The organism is Candidatus Nitrospira salsa (genome assembly GCF_965152625.1).
In genome coordinates, this window is the sequence record NZ_CBCUCO010000002.1 from 1,368,087 (window position 1) to 1,386,329 (window position 18,243).

General features: G+C 46.4%; 14 protein-coding genes and 1 riboswitch. Of the genes, 8 read left to right on the plus strand and 6 right to left on the minus strand.

What is annotated here, in order from left to right; translation table 11 throughout:
- Together ACWQXP_RS08110 and ACWQXP_RS08115 are read right to left on the minus strand one after the other, a co-directional pair.
- A complete protein-coding gene (locus ACWQXP_RS08110; RefSeq protein WP_454062319.1) occupies window positions 1–201 on the minus strand; it encodes a hypothetical protein in 201 nt (66 codons plus the stop codon).
- A gap of 5 nt (window positions 202–206) precedes the next feature.
- On the minus strand, window positions 207–473 hold the full coding sequence (locus ACWQXP_RS08115) for a glutaredoxin family protein (RefSeq protein WP_454062320.1): 267 nt from the start codon (window positions 471–473) through the stop codon (window positions 207–209).
- A gap of 663 nt (window positions 474–1,136) precedes the next feature.
- Here ACWQXP_RS08115 and ACWQXP_RS08120 point away from each other — a divergent pair.
- From ACWQXP_RS08120 to ACWQXP_RS08140, 5 genes are all read left to right on the plus strand, one after another.
- Window positions 1,137–4,088, plus strand: coding sequence for a PAS domain S-box protein (locus ACWQXP_RS08120; protein WP_454062321.1), 2,952 nt, complete (start codon window positions 1,137–1,139; stop codon window positions 4,086–4,088).
- Between the two features lie 174 nt (window positions 4,089–4,262).
- Window positions 4,263–4,673, plus strand: a complete 411-nt coding sequence (locus tag ACWQXP_RS08125) for a response regulator (protein WP_454063009.1) — start codon at window positions 4,263–4,265, stop codon at window positions 4,671–4,673.
- 4 nt (window positions 4,674–4,677) lie between these two features.
- Window positions 4,678–5,124, plus strand: a complete 447-nt coding sequence (locus ACWQXP_RS08130; RefSeq protein ID WP_454062322.1) for a response regulator — start codon at window positions 4,678–4,680, stop codon at window positions 5,122–5,124.
- Between the two features lie 80 nt (window positions 5,125–5,204).
- Window positions 5,205–5,639 (plus strand): response regulator, encoded by a 435-nt coding sequence (locus ACWQXP_RS08135; RefSeq protein ID WP_454062323.1) that lies wholly within the window; start codon window positions 5,205–5,207, stop codon window positions 5,637–5,639.
- A gap of 288 nt (window positions 5,640–5,927) precedes the next feature.
- Complete coding sequence (locus ACWQXP_RS08140; protein WP_454062324.1) at window positions 5,928–7,436, plus strand: hybrid sensor histidine kinase/response regulator; 1,509 nt, start codon at window positions 5,928–5,930, stop codon at window positions 7,434–7,436.
- Window positions 7,437–7,892: 456 nt separating this feature from the next.
- On the opposite strand, the gene ACWQXP_RS08145 is transcribed toward ACWQXP_RS08140, so the two are convergent.
- From ACWQXP_RS08145 to ACWQXP_RS08155, 3 genes are read right to left on the minus strand one after another with little or no spacing between them, the layout of a single operon-like run.
- A complete protein-coding gene (locus ACWQXP_RS08145; RefSeq protein WP_454062325.1) occupies window positions 7,893–9,062 on the minus strand; it encodes an ATP-binding protein in 1,170 nt (389 codons plus the stop codon).
- Window positions 9,059–9,517 carry a response regulator gene (locus ACWQXP_RS08150; RefSeq protein WP_454062326.1) on the minus strand — a complete coding sequence of 153 codons (459 nt, stop codon included), beginning with the start codon at window positions 9,515–9,517 and terminating at the stop codon, window positions 9,059–9,061. The genes ACWQXP_RS08145 and ACWQXP_RS08150 overlap by 4 nt, the downstream gene beginning before the upstream one ends.
- Window positions 9,480–12,866 (minus strand): PAS domain S-box protein, encoded by a 3,387-nt coding sequence (locus ACWQXP_RS08155; RefSeq protein ID WP_454062327.1) that lies wholly within the window; start codon window positions 12,864–12,866, stop codon window positions 9,480–9,482. The genes ACWQXP_RS08150 and ACWQXP_RS08155 overlap by 38 nt, the downstream gene beginning before the upstream one ends.
- A gap of 232 nt (window positions 12,867–13,098) precedes the next feature.
- A riboswitch (cyclic di-GMP riboswitch) is annotated at window positions 13,099–13,191 on the plus strand.
- Window positions 13,192–13,353: 162 nt separating this feature from the next.
- On the opposite strand from ACWQXP_RS08155, the gene ACWQXP_RS08160 reads away from it, so the two are divergent.
- The 3 genes from ACWQXP_RS08160 to ACWQXP_RS08170 are packed head-to-tail and all read left to right on the plus strand — an operon-like array spanning window position 13,354 to window position 16,340.
- Complete coding sequence (locus ACWQXP_RS08160) at window positions 13,354–14,535, plus strand: ATP-binding protein (protein ID WP_454062328.1); 1,182 nt, start codon at window positions 13,354–13,356, stop codon at window positions 14,533–14,535.
- A gap of 24 nt (window positions 14,536–14,559) precedes the next feature.
- Window positions 14,560–14,955, plus strand: coding sequence for a response regulator transcription factor (locus ACWQXP_RS08165; protein ID WP_454062329.1), 396 nt, complete (start codon window positions 14,560–14,562; stop codon window positions 14,953–14,955).
- A 41-nt stretch (window positions 14,956–14,996) separates the two neighbouring features.
- Window positions 14,997–16,340, plus strand: a complete 1,344-nt coding sequence (locus ACWQXP_RS08170; protein WP_454062330.1) for an ATP-binding protein — start codon at window positions 14,997–14,999, stop codon at window positions 16,338–16,340.
- A gap of 138 nt (window positions 16,341–16,478) precedes the next feature.
- On the opposite strand, the gene zwf is transcribed toward ACWQXP_RS08170, so the two are convergent.
- Window positions 16,479–18,122: a glucose-6-phosphate dehydrogenase gene (gene zwf, locus ACWQXP_RS08175; RefSeq protein WP_454062331.1), complete on the minus strand. Its 1,644-nt coding sequence runs from the start codon at window positions 18,120–18,122 to the stop codon at window positions 16,479–16,481.
- Between the last annotated feature and the right edge of the window lie 121 nt (window positions 18,123–18,243).

An 18,243-nucleotide genomic window follows, 5' to 3' on the forward strand; every position in this document is an offset into this window, starting at 1 on the left:
TTACCCGGTTTCTGGCCCAACGAGTTCACCATTACAATCACTACACACCCAATCTCCATCATTAAATTTCATTGGATCACCACAAAACGGGCATTCTGGTGGAGGGCCGGCCTCAACGACTGGGATAATGGGGATTTCAAAATCCTCATCATCTTCATCCATTCCAAATGGTCGACTGCCTTCTGTATGTGTGTCTGCCATTGTCGTTATGTCTCTTTTAGTTTCATCTTCGCGGCGAGAGCTTTTTCTGCCGCTTGGCGTGTTGGAACACCAATGAAGGTGAGCTTGCCATTCAAAATCGTTGCCGGTGTTGCACGAATAGAATGTCGCTCAGCTAATTCTCTACCATTTTCCGTATCGATTTCGATCTCGCGATAGGTAAAACTATACTTGACCTTCATGCCCTTCCACAGCGTTTTCGCTGCAGGACAAGCATTGCATGCTTTCGATACAAGTAATGTAATATTCGCCATAAAAAATATGAGTCCTCCTCAATCAATCAACATTATCGGATTTATGTTACCACTAGAGAAAAAGGTGCCGCAAGGAGGCAAGACCTTTTCCCTTTAATTCGACCGTTGCCATTCACCATATCGCAATCCTTTCACTCTGATGGTTAGACCGCGGACACCTGGTGTATTCACAATGATCCCAGAACGGTCCTACACCTTGTCCTAACGAACAGGCCAACGACTCAATATCAAGACAGCCGCCACGCATGGCCCGGAACTTGATGAAACAACAATAGTTGTAATCCAATGACCGACAAGCAAGGAAAAAACCCACGACAAAATTTTCGTTGATAAATGAGAAAGAACCCATTATGATCATACGTATTCATACTTTCAAAAATATGTAGGTTTCATCTATCGCTTTATCATGACTCGTCAGCCGCTCTTTATCCTCGACGACCATTCATAACCTTTCATTCTCTCCTGTCTTTATGTTTTTCGACTGACAGATGGCTCTCCATCTATTAGTCAAATTCATCGCATACACCGAACTAGGAACAAGTCATTAATCCAGGCTGGTACAGGATTTGCTCAATTACTGATACATATTGAAACCACGTCGCGTAAGTCATTGGGAATACCGGCGACCGTTCAACACTCTGAGGAAACAAGATCACGAAGCTTATGACGATCGAGACACCTTCTTCTGAGCCAAATAACCCCATTCCACAGAATCGCCTCCAATTATGGTTATCGATTCTGTTCGGCAGTATTATCGCCGTGATCGTCATTATCAGCGGTGTCACATTCTCTGTAGTTCAGCAAAATACCGTGACGGAGCAAGGAAAGGCGTTAGCGACGATTTCTTCAGCGTTAGGAAAACGACTCGACAGAATTTTATTTGAACGTCAAGCCGATATTAACGTCTTAGCTCATACCCCGATAATGGCGACCAGTGACCATGCCGTCATCACTCAACACTTACAACTCTTCCAACAAATCTATCCAGCCTATAGCTGGCTTGGTGTCACGGATGAAAAGGGACAGGTTATCGCTTCGTCCATCCCGGCAACCGTTGGAATCATGATGAATCACGATTCAGCATTTCAAGCGATTCAACAGTCAACTGGTATCTACATCGAAGATGTGAAGGTCAGAAATATTTTAGGCGATGGCTTGGCACTCATGATTGCCAGCATCATTAAACCAGCCAGCAACACCGAACCAGGTTCTCGAAGAGGAATATTTGCGTACATTTCTCTTGATTATTTAGCGGCAGAATTCAACCGACAAACTACCGTTTTGCGTGAACAATACCACACCATATCGATGCTCGAATGGCAGTTGCTTCGCAATGATGGTCTGGTGTTATTCGATTCGAGTCCCGAAAAACTCGAGTCAGTCAATCTTCAAACCCTGAAAGTCCCGTCTGCTCAGGCTGTCGCGAAAGGAGAGGTTGGGTTTGTTCAAGAACGCCATCGGCGAAGAAACATTGAGGTCCTAACCGGATATAGCCAAATGAAGGGCAGTGGGTTGGCATCAACGTTACATTGGGGAATCTTAGTTCATCGGGATCTCGATGAAATTCTGTCCTCATCTCATCGTATCTTATGGAAGTTCGCAGTATCGGTCATCATCCTTTTAACGCTGCTAGTCCTTCTCGCATGGAGTATCAAACGATTACTACAGCTCCAAGTCCTCGAACGAATAGCCAGTCGATCCGCTCAAATAGCCGAAAAACGCTTTCGAACGATTGTTGAAGCTGCTCCCAGTGGCATCGTCTTAATTGATCGCACTGGCATGATACTCTTGGCAAATGCCTTACTTTGTGAACAATTTGGCTACAAGAATTCTGATCTAATCAATCGCTCCATTGATACCCTCGTCCCAGAACGATTCCGTCAAAATCATCCCAAACAACGTACCGCCTTCTTTAGTGCCCCTGAACCGTGCAGCATGGGTAGTGGACGTGACCTCTTTGGGTTGCGCAAGGATGGGACCGAGTTTCCTGTTGAAATTGGGCTCAACCCCTTGATCACCGACCAAGGCGACTATGTCCTCGCATCCGTCATTGATATTAGTAAGCGAAAGCATGCAGAAAAAGAGTTACGGGACCTTCATCGAACCCAAGAACTTATTCTCCAATCTGCCGGTGAAGGAATTTACGGAATCGATTGTCAGGGAAATACTACTTTCGTGAATGTTGCGGCGGCAAAGATGTTGGGATATGCTCCCGAAGAGCTTCTAGGCGTCCCAATGCATTCCACAATACATCACACCAAGCGAGATGGATCGCCCTATCCACAAGAAGACTGCCCAACGAGCACAGCACTCAAAGATGCAGCCCTCTATCATGTAGAAGATGAAGTGTTATGGCGAAAAGACAAGACTAACTTTTCTGCCCAGTACACCTGTACCTCAATTCGTAATAATGAGAATAAGATTGAGGGGGCCGTTGTCACATTTCGTGACATCACCGAGCAAAAGCGATATCAAAATGAAATCTTAGAACTCTCTGAGCGTCTGCAGATTGCCACACAATCTGCCGAGATCGGCATCTGGGACTGGGATATCACCAACGACAAGTTAACCTTCGATCAACGAATGTATACGCTGTATGGTCTTTCTGCAGATTCTGTTCACGTCACGTATGAGACCTGGGCAAACGCACTGCATCCCCATGATTGCGCACGTGTCCAGGAAGAACTCCAAGAATCTCTACGAAGCCAAACCCACTTTCACTCACACTTTCGAGTAATTTGGCCAGACCACTCTATTCACCATATTCAAGCCTTTGCCGGCATCAATCGCAACACAACGGGAGAGGCCATACGAATGACTGGTGTCAATTTTGATATCACGCATGAAAAAATGAACGAGGAAGCCTTGGCACAACACGTTGAAGATCTGAAACGATCGAATGCTGAATTAGAACAATTTGCCTATGTCGCCTCCCATGACCTTCAAGAGCCATTACGCAAAATTCGAAATTTCTCTGAATTATTGCGCGCACGTGCTAAAGACCAATTACCGGCGGAGTTCGAAAAACTCCTTACCCCCATTGTCAGCGGCGCCATGCGCATGCAAGCCCTCGTCCAGGATCTCTTGCTGTATTCTCGTGTCGCACGTGGAGGGCAATCTGCAGAATTAGTCAATCTTCAAGTCGTAGTGGAGAACGTAAAAAACACCTTGGAGTCGGCCATTACCGAGAGCCACGCGACACTCACGATTGGGGCGCTTCCAACCCTTGAAGCTCATGCCACTCACATCGAACAACTCTTCCAAAACTTAATTAGCAACAGCTTGAAGTATCATGGACCACAGCCTCCTCTGATTGAAATATCTGCAACAAAAATCAATGACTATTGGCAATTTGCAATCCGCGATAATGGAATTGGTATTGACCCACAATATGCAGATCGCATATTCGTCATCTTTCAACGACTCCACACGAAACAAGAATTCGCCGGCACCGGCATTGGATTGGCCATTTGCAAGAAAATTATTGAACAGCACGAAGGGAATATTTGGGTTGAATCAAAACTCAGTAAAGGCTCAACTTTCTTTTTCACGCTTCCCGAATCTCGAGCACAGAAAAGCCTTAAGAATACTCACGTGAGTCTTGTAAAAGAATGAGAAAATTACCCTACAGGCCCAGAACAGACCTTCCGTCTATTCTCATCGTATGTTACGCTTTACCATCATACCGATTCATATCCAGTTTCTCTGCCGTTCTTACATTGCCTTTATCACTTTCACTTAACCGAGAGGATCCCTGTGTCACGTCAAGCAGACCCCATTCATGTTCTCATGGTTGAAGACGATGAAGAAGACATTGAGCTAACCAAGGAATCCCTGAAATCCTCCAAAGTGACACTCAATCTTCAAGTCGTCGAAGATGGCGAACAGGCCTTGTTCTATTTACGGAAAACACCACCATATACTGAAGCCACTCGACCAGACCTCATACTTCTCGACCTTAATCTTCCAAAGAAAAACGGCCGTGAAGTCCTTGCGGAAATGCGGCAGGATGATTCATTACGCTCAATTCCAGTCATTATCCTGACCACATCTGATCAAGAAGAAGATGTACTCAAAACATATCAACTTGGGGCGAATTGCTACATCACCAAACCAGTTGGACTCGACCAATTCACAAAAGTGGTCAGCTCCATCGACAATTTTTGGTTTTCAATTGTAAAATTGCCGTCTCGAACCTAACCAGATGTCCATTCGCACTCGTCACATTTTGATCATTGACGATGATGCTGATGACATTCTCATCTTGGAAGAATGTTTGACGCGCACGAGCCTCAATTTTCACATATCGGCAATCCATACAGGAAGTGAGACAATCCCCTATCTTCATCATCTTTCTCACGGTAAACAAAAAAACAAGCCTGACCTAATTATTCTAGACCTTCATCTTCCTGACATTGGTGGCGTTGAAGTCATTCACGCTATACGCCGAAACCTTGCACTCTGCATGATTCCCATTATCGTCTATAGCGGATCTGATGACCAACGACGTCTTGACGCATGTTATGCCGCCGGTGTGAATTGCTGTCTCAAGAAACCGTCTAATATCGATGAAGCCATGACGCTCGCCCAAGCCATACACGAGTTTTGGTTTTCGACCCTGCGACTTCCCTTTGACTACGCTCATCATTAATTGCCATCGGCCATTGACATTCGCCAGACAGACTCAGCGCTCCGAAGAGGTTACCGAGGTAGAATCAGAAAAAAGTTATCATGACAAGAGGAAAACCAATTACAGTCTTGTTGGTTGAAGATGACGAAGAAGATGTCCTCTTAACAAAGGATGCGCTTCGAAACTCGAAGTTAGCGATCGAACTTGAGGTGGTCACCAATGGAGAGCATGCCTTGACCTACCTTCGACAAGAACCCCCCTATACCGACAAACCTCGACCGGACTTGGTCCTTCTCGACATTAACCTGCCTCGTAAAAATGGGTGGGAAGTCTTAAAGATGATTAAAACCCATGACAGCCTGAAGTCACTCCCCGTCACTATACTCACGACCTCAAGTGAAGATCCTGACATACAACGTTCGTATGATTTAGGAGCCAATAGTTATATAACCAAGCCAGTCGGTATTGAAGAGTTTCATCGAGTGGTCCAAGCCATTCAAGATTTTTGGTTTACAATCGTGAAACTGCCACGGTAGTCGGAATACTAATCTTCAGACTTCATATTTTTACAACAGGACTCATGATCTGCGGCGATATTCTCACAATGCACAATGAGGAGCTACAATCTTCTGAGCAAGTACCCATTGAGTATTAAACTCAAGCCGTTCAATTGATAGTTGCGAACCTAAACGACATGCTCTCGACATACACGGGCATACTGAACAAACATCTGATCGTGGAACGAATGGCCATGATAAAGAACTCACTATTCGGCACAATCCTTTCCTCCAATTCCACACACTCAACATTTATGTCCGGTGCGCATGGCTGAATCTTCATCACACCAAAAGACCGGCGAACAGGAATTTCGCGCCCTTGTCGAACACAATATCGATGGGATGGTCATTGTGACTCACGACAGAAACATCAGTTACGCCAACACGGCTGCCTGTCAATTATTTCAACGTTCAGCCGAAGACCTCATCGGAACTCCAATCGGTTTTCCCATCGCGGCCGGACAAACAACAGAAATTGACCTCGTCAATCCAGATGGAACTAGCACTCCGGTTGAAGTACGAATTGTCAGCGTAACCTGGGAAGGCCAAACAAGCTATTTGGGTTGCCTCCGTGACCTGACAGAACGCCGAAAGGTCGAAGAGGAACGAGAACGCCTGACGACACAAATGCAATATGCCCAAAAGCTTGAAAGCTTGGGAGTACTAGCTGGGGGTATTGCACACGACTTTAATAATTTACTCATGGCCATTGTGGCACGAGCCGGTCTCGCGCTTCGAGCAATTGGCCCCGATGCTCCCGCCAGCCAACATTTAGAGCAGATTAAGGTATCCGGACTTCGCGGTGGGGAACTCGCCAATCAAATGCTTACCTATGCCGGAAAAGGCAAACCGATTATCCAAAGCATCAATATCACACGGCTCATTAAAGACATGGCGCATTTACTTCGACTCTCGATCTCCAAACACGCAACATTGAATTATGATCTCGCAGATGATGTGCCCCACATTGAAGCGGACCCTTCGCAATTACGGCAACTCATCATCAGCGTTCTGACTAATGCATCGGAAGCGATTGGAGACAACAGAGGAAACATTACCATCTCCACAGGCACAGTGAGTACACAGACCAGTCAAAGGAAAGGCTGGTATGTCACAGGAGATCTCCCATCATCTCATGGAATCTATATTGATGTGGGTGATACGGGTTCTGGTATGGATTCAGAAACGATACCCAAAATTTTTGATCCATTTTTTTCTACGAAGTTTACGGGACGAGGACTAGGCTTAGCTGCCTTGCTGGGAATTGTCAGAACCCTAAACGGCGCCGTTGCGGTCACCAGTCGCACTGGAGAAGGTACCCACTTTCGTCTCCTATTTCCTGCTCTCCCCATAACATCATCTCCCAAAACAAAATCAGTAACTCCTGACCTCTGCTGGAAAGGCACAGGAACCGTACTAGTCGTCGACGATGAAGAAGATGTTCGACTGGCGTCTCAACTTATACTCGAAGAAATGGGATTGACCGCGTTGACCGCTGGTGATGGACAAGCCGGACTCGAGATGTACTCACGATATTGTCACGAAATCACACTCGTCGTCCTCGATCTCACAATGCCCCGAATGAATGGTGCTCAGCTCTTCAAAGAAATTCGCCAACTCAGCCATGATGTCCCATTCATTCTCTCGAGTGGTTATAACGAAGATGAAGCGTCAAAACGGTTCCAAGGAACGGGAAGGTACGATTTCCTTCAAAAACCCTATCAAATTGACGTTTTGATAGCGAAAGTTCGAAAGATGATAGAAACGAGACCATAGAATACGAATCCGCTCTAGGTACTTGCCGTTTGCCTCTCATACGATTTCTCATCGACTCTGCTTTCTCATTGGTATTTTTTTCGGGAAGACTCTTCATTTTCTCTACCGCACTGAGGCCCTCATGGCCTAGATTGACACAAAATAAAAGAGGTCTAGCAGACAATGATTGGAGGATGCATTCATCTAGACAACCTCAAACATGACCTGCGGCTTCACAACTCACAATACGTTTAAGATGATGACGGATGGCTCAGGAAAGTATCCTTTGGAACCGGATGAAAAAGTATTGCCCTCGATGGCTTCAAAATCCGGCTTATGAACAGTTTGAGAAGAGAGTGAAGATCTGAAGAGGAGTAAGAAGGAAGGATGACGCTAAACATCTCAGTAATCCTGACGGTCGATTATCAAGAAATGAGTCAATATCGCATGAAGATCTTCACCCCAGCAAAACAACCATTACCGAGCATGAGGAAAAGCGTCTACACGTCCCAAACAAGAAGGGGCTTTGGTTTCAGGTGAAACAGCCTTCAAAAAAGTCATGCAGAATTTACTGCCTTCTCCTTCAACCGAATCGACCCAAATACTACCACCATGCATCTCCATAACTTTTTTACACAAGGCGAGTCCGATTCCCAAACCATCAGTTTTTGACCCATTATCTAAGCGCTGAAAAACAGCAAAAATTTTTTCAGTGGCATCCCCGGGAATGCCAACGCCATTATCGCTGACAGTAATGTTCCATTTCGTTCCAATATCACTCGCAAAAATTTGAATACGAGGAGGCTTTTCGCTCCGAAACTTTAGCGCGTTCCCAATAAGGTTTTGAAACAATTGCTGAAGAAAGAGTTCATTGCCCATCATAGTAGGCAAACTCGCAACAGTAATATTTGCCTGCGTTTCCTGGATGGACTGTTCGAGTTGAGTCAAGGCTTCCTGTACAACCTGATTCAGGTTAACCGAAACAAATGGTTTCGCCGCACCTCCCAACAGGGAATAATCAAGAAGGGCTTTGATTAACCGTCGCATATGGTAGGCACTTTTAAGAGACCGGGCAATGTAGTCCTGAGAACGATCACTAAGATTGCCATTCAGTTCCTTTTGAAGCAATTCTAAAAATGTAATAATTCTTCTCACCGGCGCTTGTAAGTCATGTGACGCGCGATGAGTAAATTGCTCAAGCTCTTGCTGAGATCGCTCGATTTCAAGGTGCTGCTGTTCTGTCTTGCGAATCAATGCAGCCTTTTCAATGGCTCGCGTTACTGCACCAACAATACCTTCTGCCGTAATTTTTCCTTTAACGAGATAATCCGCTGCGCCACTCTTTAATGCTTCGGAAGCTACCGTTTCATCACCTTGCCCGGTCAGCATTAACACCGGAATGTTTTGGCTTTGTTCGTTTTGGTTCAATAAGGAAATAAACTCTAGTCCGTCAGCATCAGGTATTTGATAATCTATCAAGATACAGTCAGGGTGTTCGGTCTGACAGAGTTCCCAGCCTTCGTCACTGGAGTCAGATTCGATGATCCGGATATTCCGTTGAGGACTCTTACTCAAATGACGACGAAGGACTTCTCGGTCTTCCGACGAATCGTCAATGATCAATACACAGATTTCTGATGTCTTCATGTTGGTCCTTCCATATTCGGCATCACCACGACTTCAAACCAATAGTCTTTTAATCGAGTCATTGCTTTGATAAATCCTTTAAAGTCTAACGGTTTTTGGATATAACTATTTGCACCTAATGCATAACAGGCACGAATATCCCGATCATCTGTGGACGTCGTCAGGATAATGACGGGAATAACTTTTAAATACTCGTCCCGTTTGATTTCCGTCAACACTTCACGTCCATCGGTTCCTGGTAAATTCAGGTCAAGAAAAATTATTCCAGGGACTTGAGTGCCTGAATCCTTCGCATTCATTTTTTTCGTCTGAAGATAGTCCAACGCCTCATCCCCATCCGTACATTGGACCACGGGATTGGCCACTCCAGCCGCGCGCAAAGACCGCACCGTCATTTCATAATCCTCAGGACTATCTTCAACTAAGAGAATGGGTTGTTGTGGCGTCCATCCCATCAGGCACACTCCTTTGTAAGGTAAAGAAAAACGTGCTTCCAACCCCATATGTCGAGTCGACCCAGACTTGTCCACCATGGCGTTCAATCAGTTTCTTCGTGATCGTCAGCCCGGCCCCCGTCCCACCGCCAAACTTCTCACGTCCATGGAGGCGTTTGAAAATACGAAAGATGCTCGAGAGGTGTTTCTCTTTGATTCCAATCCCATTATCGCGAACATAAAAGACCAGAGACGCATCACGCTCGGAATCGATCTCGCTCCTCGTCTTTGGCGTCTCGAAAAATGATTCCGTCTGACTCTTCTTGTCAGAAAACGCAACGTCTGGGGCTCCATCCGTAGTGGAGAAGTAGCCGATCTCAATCCATTTCTCATGCTTATCGTTATATTTCATCGCATTGGTAATTAGATTGCGGAAGATTTCCCCAATTCTGACATGATCACAGTATACAATGGGCAAAGACCTCGGAATGCGGACAGCCACGCCACATTCCTGTAACCGGATATCCAGGGAATCCAGGATCTCATCCAGAATCTTCTGAACATCGGTCGACGTCACCGCAAGTTCAGTACGTCCCACTCGAGAGTAATAGAGAAGTGAATTGATCAGATCCTCCATCCGTTTCGACAAGCGAAGAAGCGTCTCACAGCGCGACTGCCCCTCTGCATTCAATTGATGTCCATAATCCTCAAGGAGAATCGTTGAATAATTATAGATTCCTCGTAAGGGCTCCTTCAGATCATGGGAGGTAATATAAGCAAAGTCATCCAATTCCTGATTCGAGCGATATAAGTCATCCATGTATTGACACAAGGTAGTTTCCTGTTTTTTGCGCGCCGTCACATCTTTAACCGACGCCAGCATCAAAATTTCTGATTCAGACGGAACCGGACACAAGCCGATTTCCACAAGAAATTCCAATCCGTCTTTCCGCCGCGCATAAAGATGACTTTCCTCACCAAACGTTCGTGCCTCAGGTTGAGCAAAAACTCTGGCTCGATAATCTGGATACTGTTCACGAAACCGTTCCGGCACTAAACATTCAACGGTCTGGCCAAGCAGCTCGCCTCGCTCATACCCAAACTGTTCTTCCAATGTCTGATTCGCCATGACGATGGCGCCGTTTTCATTGACTATCAGCAACCCGCTGGGCACAGCTTCAATCACACGATTAAGTTGTTCTTGATGGCGTTTTCGCTCAGTGATGTCTCGAAAGGTCACCACGGCACCAATGAGCTGTCCGCGATCATCACGAATTGGGGTACTGGTATATTCGACAGGAAAACTTGTCCCGTCTTTGCGCCACAAGACTTCATCCTCGACAGTTTGGGTGGCTCCTAATAAATACGCTTTGTACATCGGACAGTCTTCACCTGGATAGCAAGATCCATCAGGTTTGGTGTGGTGAACCTTCATGTGCATCATCGTCCCCAAGAGCTCAGCCGGTTCATACCCTAACGTCTGTGCTGCGGCAGGATTGACGAAGGTCGTCTTTCCGTTAAGATCTAATCCCCAGATACCTTCGCCAGAAGAATTCAAGATCTGTTTATTCAATTCGGAAAGTTTGAGGTGTGCTTGTTCCGCCGCATGACGTTCAATGGCGGTGGTTATGCGATCTGACACAGTCTGGAGACTGCGTAAGGCATACTCCGTTAATGGACGCCGGGAAAACATCCCCATGACACCCAGGACATTCTGACCGCTCATCAATGGATATCCAGCGAACGCCACCAGGCTTTCCTGCTTCACCCACTCTTGATCTGGTACTCGCGGATCTCCGATCACGTCGTTTGTCAGATGGGGCCGCTTCTCAGAGGCGATTTTCCCGATTTTAAATTGACCGACAGGAATTCGCCCATGAGCTCCGTCTTGGTGTGTGTAGAGCCCTGCACTCGCCCGTAGTTCCAGTATTTGCTCGGAAGTATTGAGAATCCAGATACGGGCTAAGGCCGCATCAAGGTTCTGTACCAAGGCTTCAGCGCACCCCTGGAGCATTCCCTCAATATCGTGACTCTGCTGGATCACACGTCCGACCTCCGCATCCAGCGCCACCATTTTGTTTCGCTCACGCAAGGTGAATTCCGCCTGTTGCCGATCGGTAATGTCTTTAAATGTGACAACGGCACCTTGCAACGTACCCATTTGGTCACGAATCGGAGTACTGGTGTATTCGACGGGAAAACTGCTTCCATCCTTGCGCCAGAGAACCTCGTCATCCACCTGATGAACAATCCCATCCTTGAACGCCGCATACATCGGACATGATTCACGAGGATACGGAGATCCATCCGGCTTGGTATGGTGCATCGTGACATGCATGGGGACTCCAAGTAATTCCTCTGACGTGTATCCCAACATAGCCGCTCCAGCCGGATTCACAAAAGTCGTATTCCCATGAGTGTCAAGCCCGAAAATGCCGTCTCCCGCGGACTGTAAGATGAGTGCGTTGAGGGACTCACTTTGTAATAAGGCTTCCATGGTCTGTTTTTGTACAGTCGTATCGATGACGGAAGCCAACACACGAGAACCCTTGGACGTCACGAGAGGGGCCAATCCAATGTCGAGAGGAAACTCTGAGCCATCTTTTCGAAGGCCATAGAGGTCACGGCCGCTCCCCATAGTACGCATAGAAGGTGAGTCGAAATACGCCATTCGATAGTGAGGATGGTGGTGACGAAAGCGCTCGGGAATAAGGACTTCAATCGTTTGACCAAGCAGTTCTTCACGTCTATAACCAAATTGCTGGAAGATGTGCGTGTTCGCCTGAACGATCGTCCCATCCGGGTCAATCACGACCATCCCGTTCGAGGCAATTTCCAAAAGGTATTCAAAATAGTCTTTATACTGGTGTTCCTGTTCAAGGCGCATTCGTAATTCGAGTTGAGTCATGACTTGCCTCGAGACGGCAGACAAGGCCACTCGTTGTTCCTGTGACAATGAGCGAGGGACTTGGTCAATCACACAGAGCGTACCGATCGGCATCCCATCGAGAGTCTGTAAAGGCGAGCCCGCATAAAACCGTACGTTTGGATCCTCGGTGACAAGAGGATTGTCCATAAAGCGCACATCGGTTAACGCATCAGATACTTCAAACACTCCTGCTTCAAGAATGGCATGAGCACAAAAGGCCATGTCTCGAGGGGTCTCAATTGCTGTTATGCCTACTTTCGATTTAAACCATTGGCGGTGTTCATCAATCAGACTGATCAGGGCGATAGGTGTCTGACAAATATACGCAGCGAGCTTCGTCAAGTCATCGAACGATGGTTCTGGCATCGTATCAAGAACCTGATATCGAGCAAGCGCAGCCAGACGCTGATTTTCATTTGAAGGCAATTGAGCTGGGATCACGTGTAGTCCCTCATATTATATTGTTCGGCCTATCGTTACCTCGGCTTAAGAATGTGCCCCATATAGTGATGAGACACATTTGAGCCCGACCTGTCTTTAATGAACTGACTCAACACCTCGACATGAGCACTGACACACTTATTGTTCCAAAACTCCATGACGTCTCTCGCCATTCTTGCCTCTGACATTCTTCGCCTAAAGCTTCGCTCAGGCAAACCGATAACAGAAGATATAGTGAAAAAAGCAAACCATCCGTGAGGATGGGACGCAAAGCCAAGGGACCCAGTGAAACATCGTTCACTCAGAGGTACGCCCGGTTGCCGCTTACCACAACCTCCCCTCCACGCTTGCGTCTCCTCCATCGGAATAAACGTATCCTGTATACCCCTTTCTTTTGTTGTCGGCTCATAGTGTCAATAGCCATGAACAGGCATGAATGTAATGCAAACGTGAACCAACAGATGAGCAGATGGATGAGGATAAATCGATGAGGTCGTCCCAAAATCCTGGAACAGACGTATTGAAAGTATTACTTATTGACGATGATGAAGATGATGCCCTCATCACGCAAACATTACTTGCCGATGTTCCTGGTTCACCCTTCGAGATGGACTGGGAGCAATCCTATGAACGTGGATTGGCGATGATCAAAGAAGATACCCATGATATTAATCTTGTCGACTATCAGCTCGGCCCCCACACAGGCATTGAAATCTTACATGAAATTCATGGTCGAGGACTTCAGGCACCCGTCATTTTACTCACGGGACAGGGAAGTGAATCGATTGTATTGGAAGCTATGCGGTCAGGAGCATCAGACTATATTCCTAAAGGGTCTATGTCCTCCGAGAATATCGAACGAGCTATTCGCCATGCCGTCGAAAAGAGCAAGCTTCAAAAAAATCTTGACGATCATCATCACCAACTTCAACAGGCCAATGCCAACTTATTAAGAAAAAACGAAGAAATTCAACGGTTTTATCATGTGCTCGCTCATGAGCTCAAAACGCCCCTCACCGCGGCCAGTGAATTTGTTGAAATCATGCTCGAAGGCCTCGCGGGACCGCTGACTCCAACCCAACAAGAATATTTAGAAATTGTTGACGGCTGTTGTGATTCGTTACGACAAAATATTAATGATCTGTTTGACATTACGCGACTAGAAACCGGGAAACTCAGTGTCAATCCTCAACCAGACTTACTGGACAATTTGATTCATCAGGTTGCGACGTCTCTCGTTCCCATGGCACAGCATAAAGAGATTCACCTTGAATACTCGCTTGCGCCTGATCTACCGACGGTCGCCATGGATCAACACCGCATTCGTCAAATCTTGAATAATCTTCTAGGGAATGCCTTGAAATACACGCCCAAAGGCGGAAAGGTAAAAGTTGAGGTCACCCATGATGTCGTGGATGAGGAACGGGTGAGAATTGCCGTTTCTGATACAGGGTCTGGTATTGCCAACGACCAGCTTGAGCATATTTTTGATCGTCTTTATCAAATTCGAAATGATGACTCACCATCCGTCGCCGGCTTGGGACTTGGGCTCTATATTTCTCAAGAATTGGTGAAGCTTCATGGCGGAACGCTGTCAGTGCAAAGTTCCCCTGATACGGGAAGTACATTTTTCTTTACTCTTCGTAAATCCCCTCAACCCGAATCGTAGAAGAAGCGAGAAAGAGAGACCATTATGCAAAAAAATATTTTGGTTGTCGAAGACGATGAACGTATCGTGAAAGCCTTGAGCGTTCGATTGAATGCCAAAGGCTATCATGTCCTTGCCGCCTATGATGCGATCATGGCCATTCAAAAAGCCATGGAACAACCTCCAGACCTCATGCTTCTTGATATTACCATGCCCGGAGGGAATGGATTGACTATCGCTGAGCGCATCAAATCCTCAACAAAGACCGCTCACATTCCCATTATTTTTCTGACTGCCAGCAAAGAGCCACATTTACATAAACAAGCACTCGACCTCGGTGCCGTAGCATTTTTCGAAAAACCATTCGATTTCGAAGAACTCCTCGCCACAGTCCGAGCCGCCTTGGAACACCCGAACGTAAATTTGTCCGTCACCGGGTGAACAACGACGCACGTGATATTTTCGAAAAAGACGATCGCAACATGACCACAACCATTGATCAAAAATTTGCAACTGAGACCATTCACCTCCTACTCATCGAAGACGAAGAAGATGATGCCATCATCGCGCATTCGCTCCTCTCGAATATCCGAGGTGTCGACTTTAAGATTGATTGGGTTTCTTCCTATGAAGAGGCGCACGCTTCAATTGTGCAAAGCCATCATCATGTCTGTCTACTCGACTACTGTCTTGGCGCTCGTACCGGACTTGAGTTGTTACATAACGCACTTCAGTATGGCTGTAAAACACCTATTATCATGATGACCGGAACCACTGATCGACACATTGACTTCCAAGCCATACAACTGGGAGCCGCAGACTATCTCATAAAAGGGCAAATTGACGCCCCCCTACTCGAACGAGTGATCCGTCATGCCAGAGAGCGGAAAAAGGCTCAGGTCGAACGGGAAGCACTCCATGCAAAACTATTGGAAACCTCTCGCCAGTTAGGCATGGCTGATATTGCCATCAATATTCTCCATAATGTGGGAAACGTCCTGACAAGTATCAATGTGTCGGCCGGATTAATCTGCCAATCTCTACGGCAGTCACATGTCCAGGAAATCAGCCTTGTCGCCACCATGCTGCAAACCCATCATGATCAACTTGGCGAGTTTTTCACGAACGACCCTAAAGGCAAACTAATCCCACAATATCTTGAAGAACTTGGCAAAGATTTATCCTCTCGCGTTCAACAGACCGTCACGGAAGCGGAATCCCTGGTTTCCAAAGTGAACCACGTCATACAAATCATTAATGCGCAACAAAATATCGCGAAACCAGGCGGGATGCAGGAACCCGTTCGTCTTGCTGATTTGGTCGAACAGGCCCTCATGATCAGTCGTCGAGAACTAGAGGAACATCACATTGAGATTGTCCAAGAATATACCGATCTTCCGCAAGTCGTTGTTGACAAACATCAAGTGTTGCAAATCCTTGTGAATCTCATTTGTAATGCCAAGCAAGCGATGATGGCTCAAGAGCGGGAGCATCATCGCCTGACATTGCGTATTGAATCCTGTCCTGAACAAGAGGGATTTTTGCAAATACAGGTTACAGACAGCGGGGTGGGAATTCCATCAGAACATCTCACTCGCATCTTCGCTCAAGGGTTTACGACTAAAACGAAAGGGAATGGGATTGGTCTTCACAGCAGCGCCATCGCCGCCAAAAACTGTGGAGGGTCACTTCATGCAGAGAGCGATGGAAACGGTTCCGGAGCCACATTCACCCTAAAACTACCCAATACCGTGGCACAACAACCCGGGTCCATGTGTGTGGACTCACAACACCAATCAACAGATTTCAGCACACCACAACAATAAGTACTCCCTGCCCTACACACGTTCAAATCATCACGATCATAGACATGATCACGAAACATTTTTAGGGTCATAAGGTCAGTGAATCTTCAGCCATGCGTTGATGAATTGCAAAGAAAGCTTAGACGCATGCTGGCAGGATCATTCATAGTTTCGCCACATGCGGCCATCTTTGGCTAACAGAGCGTCAGCATCAGGCGGCCCCCACGTTCCAGCGGAATACGAATGAATCGCATGTGTTCCTAGACTATCCCACACCTTCAGAATCGGGTCGACCACACTCCATCCCAATTCAACATTATCACTCCGTTGAAAGAGTGTCGCGTCACCTGCCATCACATCATGAAGCAAGGTTTCATACCCGGTGCTCGGGGCGTCGCCAAAATAATCAGCATATTGAAAGTCCATGTTCACACTCCCAACCTGAACTTGTGGTCCGGGAATTTTCGCTCCAAAGCTCAAAGAAATACCTTCATCAGGTTGTATCCGAATGACTAGAACATTCGGAGTTAATCGGTCCACGGGAGTCTTTCGAAACAACATCAATGGAGCGGATTTAAACTGAATGACCACCTCGGTCACTCGTTTCTTCAGTCTCTTCCCCGTTCGTAAGTAGAATGGCACACCTTCCCATCGCCAACTTTCAATTGACAACGTCATGGCCGTATAGGTTTCTCTTAAGGACGTTGAAGCCACATTGTCCTCTGATCGGTAAGGAAGAACCTGAGTCCCATTATAGATACCTGCTCCATATTGTCCGGCCACGGTTGACTGCAAGACTTCCATGGGATTCATCGGCTGAATCGCGCGAAGCAGTTTAGCTTTTTCATTCCGGACGGCTTCGGGATCAAACGCATTCGGGGGTTCCATAGCGACAAAGGCCAAAATCTGCAACAAATGATTGGGAACCATATCCCGTAATGCACCAGCCTTGTCATAATATGTGCCCCGATGCTCCACACCTAAAGTTTCCGCGACCGTAATTTGTACATGATCAATGTATTGTCGGTTCCACACAGGTTCAAAAATGCCATTGGCAAATCGAAATACTAAAATATTCTGAACCGTTTCCTTCCCCAGATAATGATCAATACGATAAATCTGCTTTTCATCTAACACACTGCGCAATGTGGAATTCAAGGTCTGCGCAGACGACAAATCATGGCCAAATGGTTTTTCAATGACGATGCGTCGAGCTTGTTTGTTCTCTTGTGCGACCAGCCCCTTGGCTCCGAGATTTTGGACAATTTCTCCAAAAAATGATGGAGAGGTCGCCATATAATAGAGATAATTTCCGCCCGTACCATACTGAGTATCCAACTCGGAAAGCATTTTCCGCAAATGCTCATAGGTTTGTGGATTGCGAAAATCACCAGACAGATAATACAAACGGTCGAGCAGCCACTCTTTAATCGTCAATTCAATCGGGTGAGTTGAGAGTTCTTGAATATCTCGACGAATTTTGACACGAAAATCTTCGGTGTTCATCGAAACACCATCAACTCCAAGGATCGCAAATTCTTGAGGCAAATGACGACTGACGGCCAGGTTGTATAAAGCAGGAATAAGTTTTCGTTTTGTCAGATCTCCCTGTGCACCGAAAATCACAAAAATAGTCGGCGGTCTTGTCTGACCTTGACCAGCCTGAGGATAGACACCCGAGTTATCATCTTGAAAGTTGAGTTCAACATTTTCTGAAAATTCTTCTGCGCCGAGAGGGCCCACGTCGGGGGAATTTCCTTGATTTGTTGAACGTGATGGACGTGGAGAGTTTGGGTGTGGCATCAGTTCTTCATTCCAACAGAATCGTTAATCAGACGATGGGCAAAAACTCATTCTTCATATTATCTTAGCACTCATAGCTGATAACGAAACACCTATTATGGAATAGTTTCACTCAAAGAAA

Coding starts and splice junctions, on each gene's coding strand:
- ACWQXP_RS08110 (WP_454062319.1), bottom strand. CDS start 201: ATGGCAGACACACATACAGAAGGCAGTCGACCATTTGGAATGGATGAA.
- ACWQXP_RS08115 (WP_454062320.1), bottom strand. CDS start 473: ATGGCGAATATTACATTACTTGTATCGAAAGCATGCAATGCTTGTCCT.
- ACWQXP_RS08120 (WP_454062321.1), top strand. CDS start 1,137: ATGACGATCGAGACACCTTCTTCTGAGCCAAATAACCCCATTCCACAG.
- ACWQXP_RS08125 (WP_454063009.1), top strand. CDS start 4,263: ATGGTTGAAGACGATGAAGAAGACATTGAGCTAACCAAGGAATCCCTG.
- ACWQXP_RS08130 (WP_454062322.1), top strand. CDS start 4,678: ATGTCCATTCGCACTCGTCACATTTTGATCATTGACGATGATGCTGAT.
- ACWQXP_RS08135 (WP_454062323.1), top strand. CDS start 5,205: ATGACAAGAGGAAAACCAATTACAGTCTTGTTGGTTGAAGATGACGAA.
- ACWQXP_RS08140 (WP_454062324.1), top strand. CDS start 5,928: ATGGCTGAATCTTCATCACACCAAAAGACCGGCGAACAGGAATTTCGC.
- ACWQXP_RS08145 (WP_454062325.1), bottom strand. CDS start 9,062: ATGAAGACATCAGAAATCTGTGTATTGATCATTGACGATTCGTCGGAA.
- ACWQXP_RS08150 (WP_454062326.1), bottom strand. CDS start 9,517: ATGGGATGGACGCCACAACAACCCATTCTCTTAGTTGAAGATAGTCCT.
- ACWQXP_RS08160 (WP_454062328.1), top strand. CDS start 13,354: ATGAGGTCGTCCCAAAATCCTGGAACAGACGTATTGAAAGTATTACTT.
- ACWQXP_RS08165 (WP_454062329.1), top strand. CDS start 14,560: ATGCAAAAAAATATTTTGGTTGTCGAAGACGATGAACGTATCGTGAAA.
- ACWQXP_RS08170 (WP_454062330.1), top strand. CDS start 14,997: ATGACCACAACCATTGATCAAAAATTTGCAACTGAGACCATTCACCTC.
- zwf (WP_454062331.1), bottom strand. CDS start 18,122: ATGCCACACCCAAACTCTCCACGTCCATCACGTTCAACAAATCAAGGA.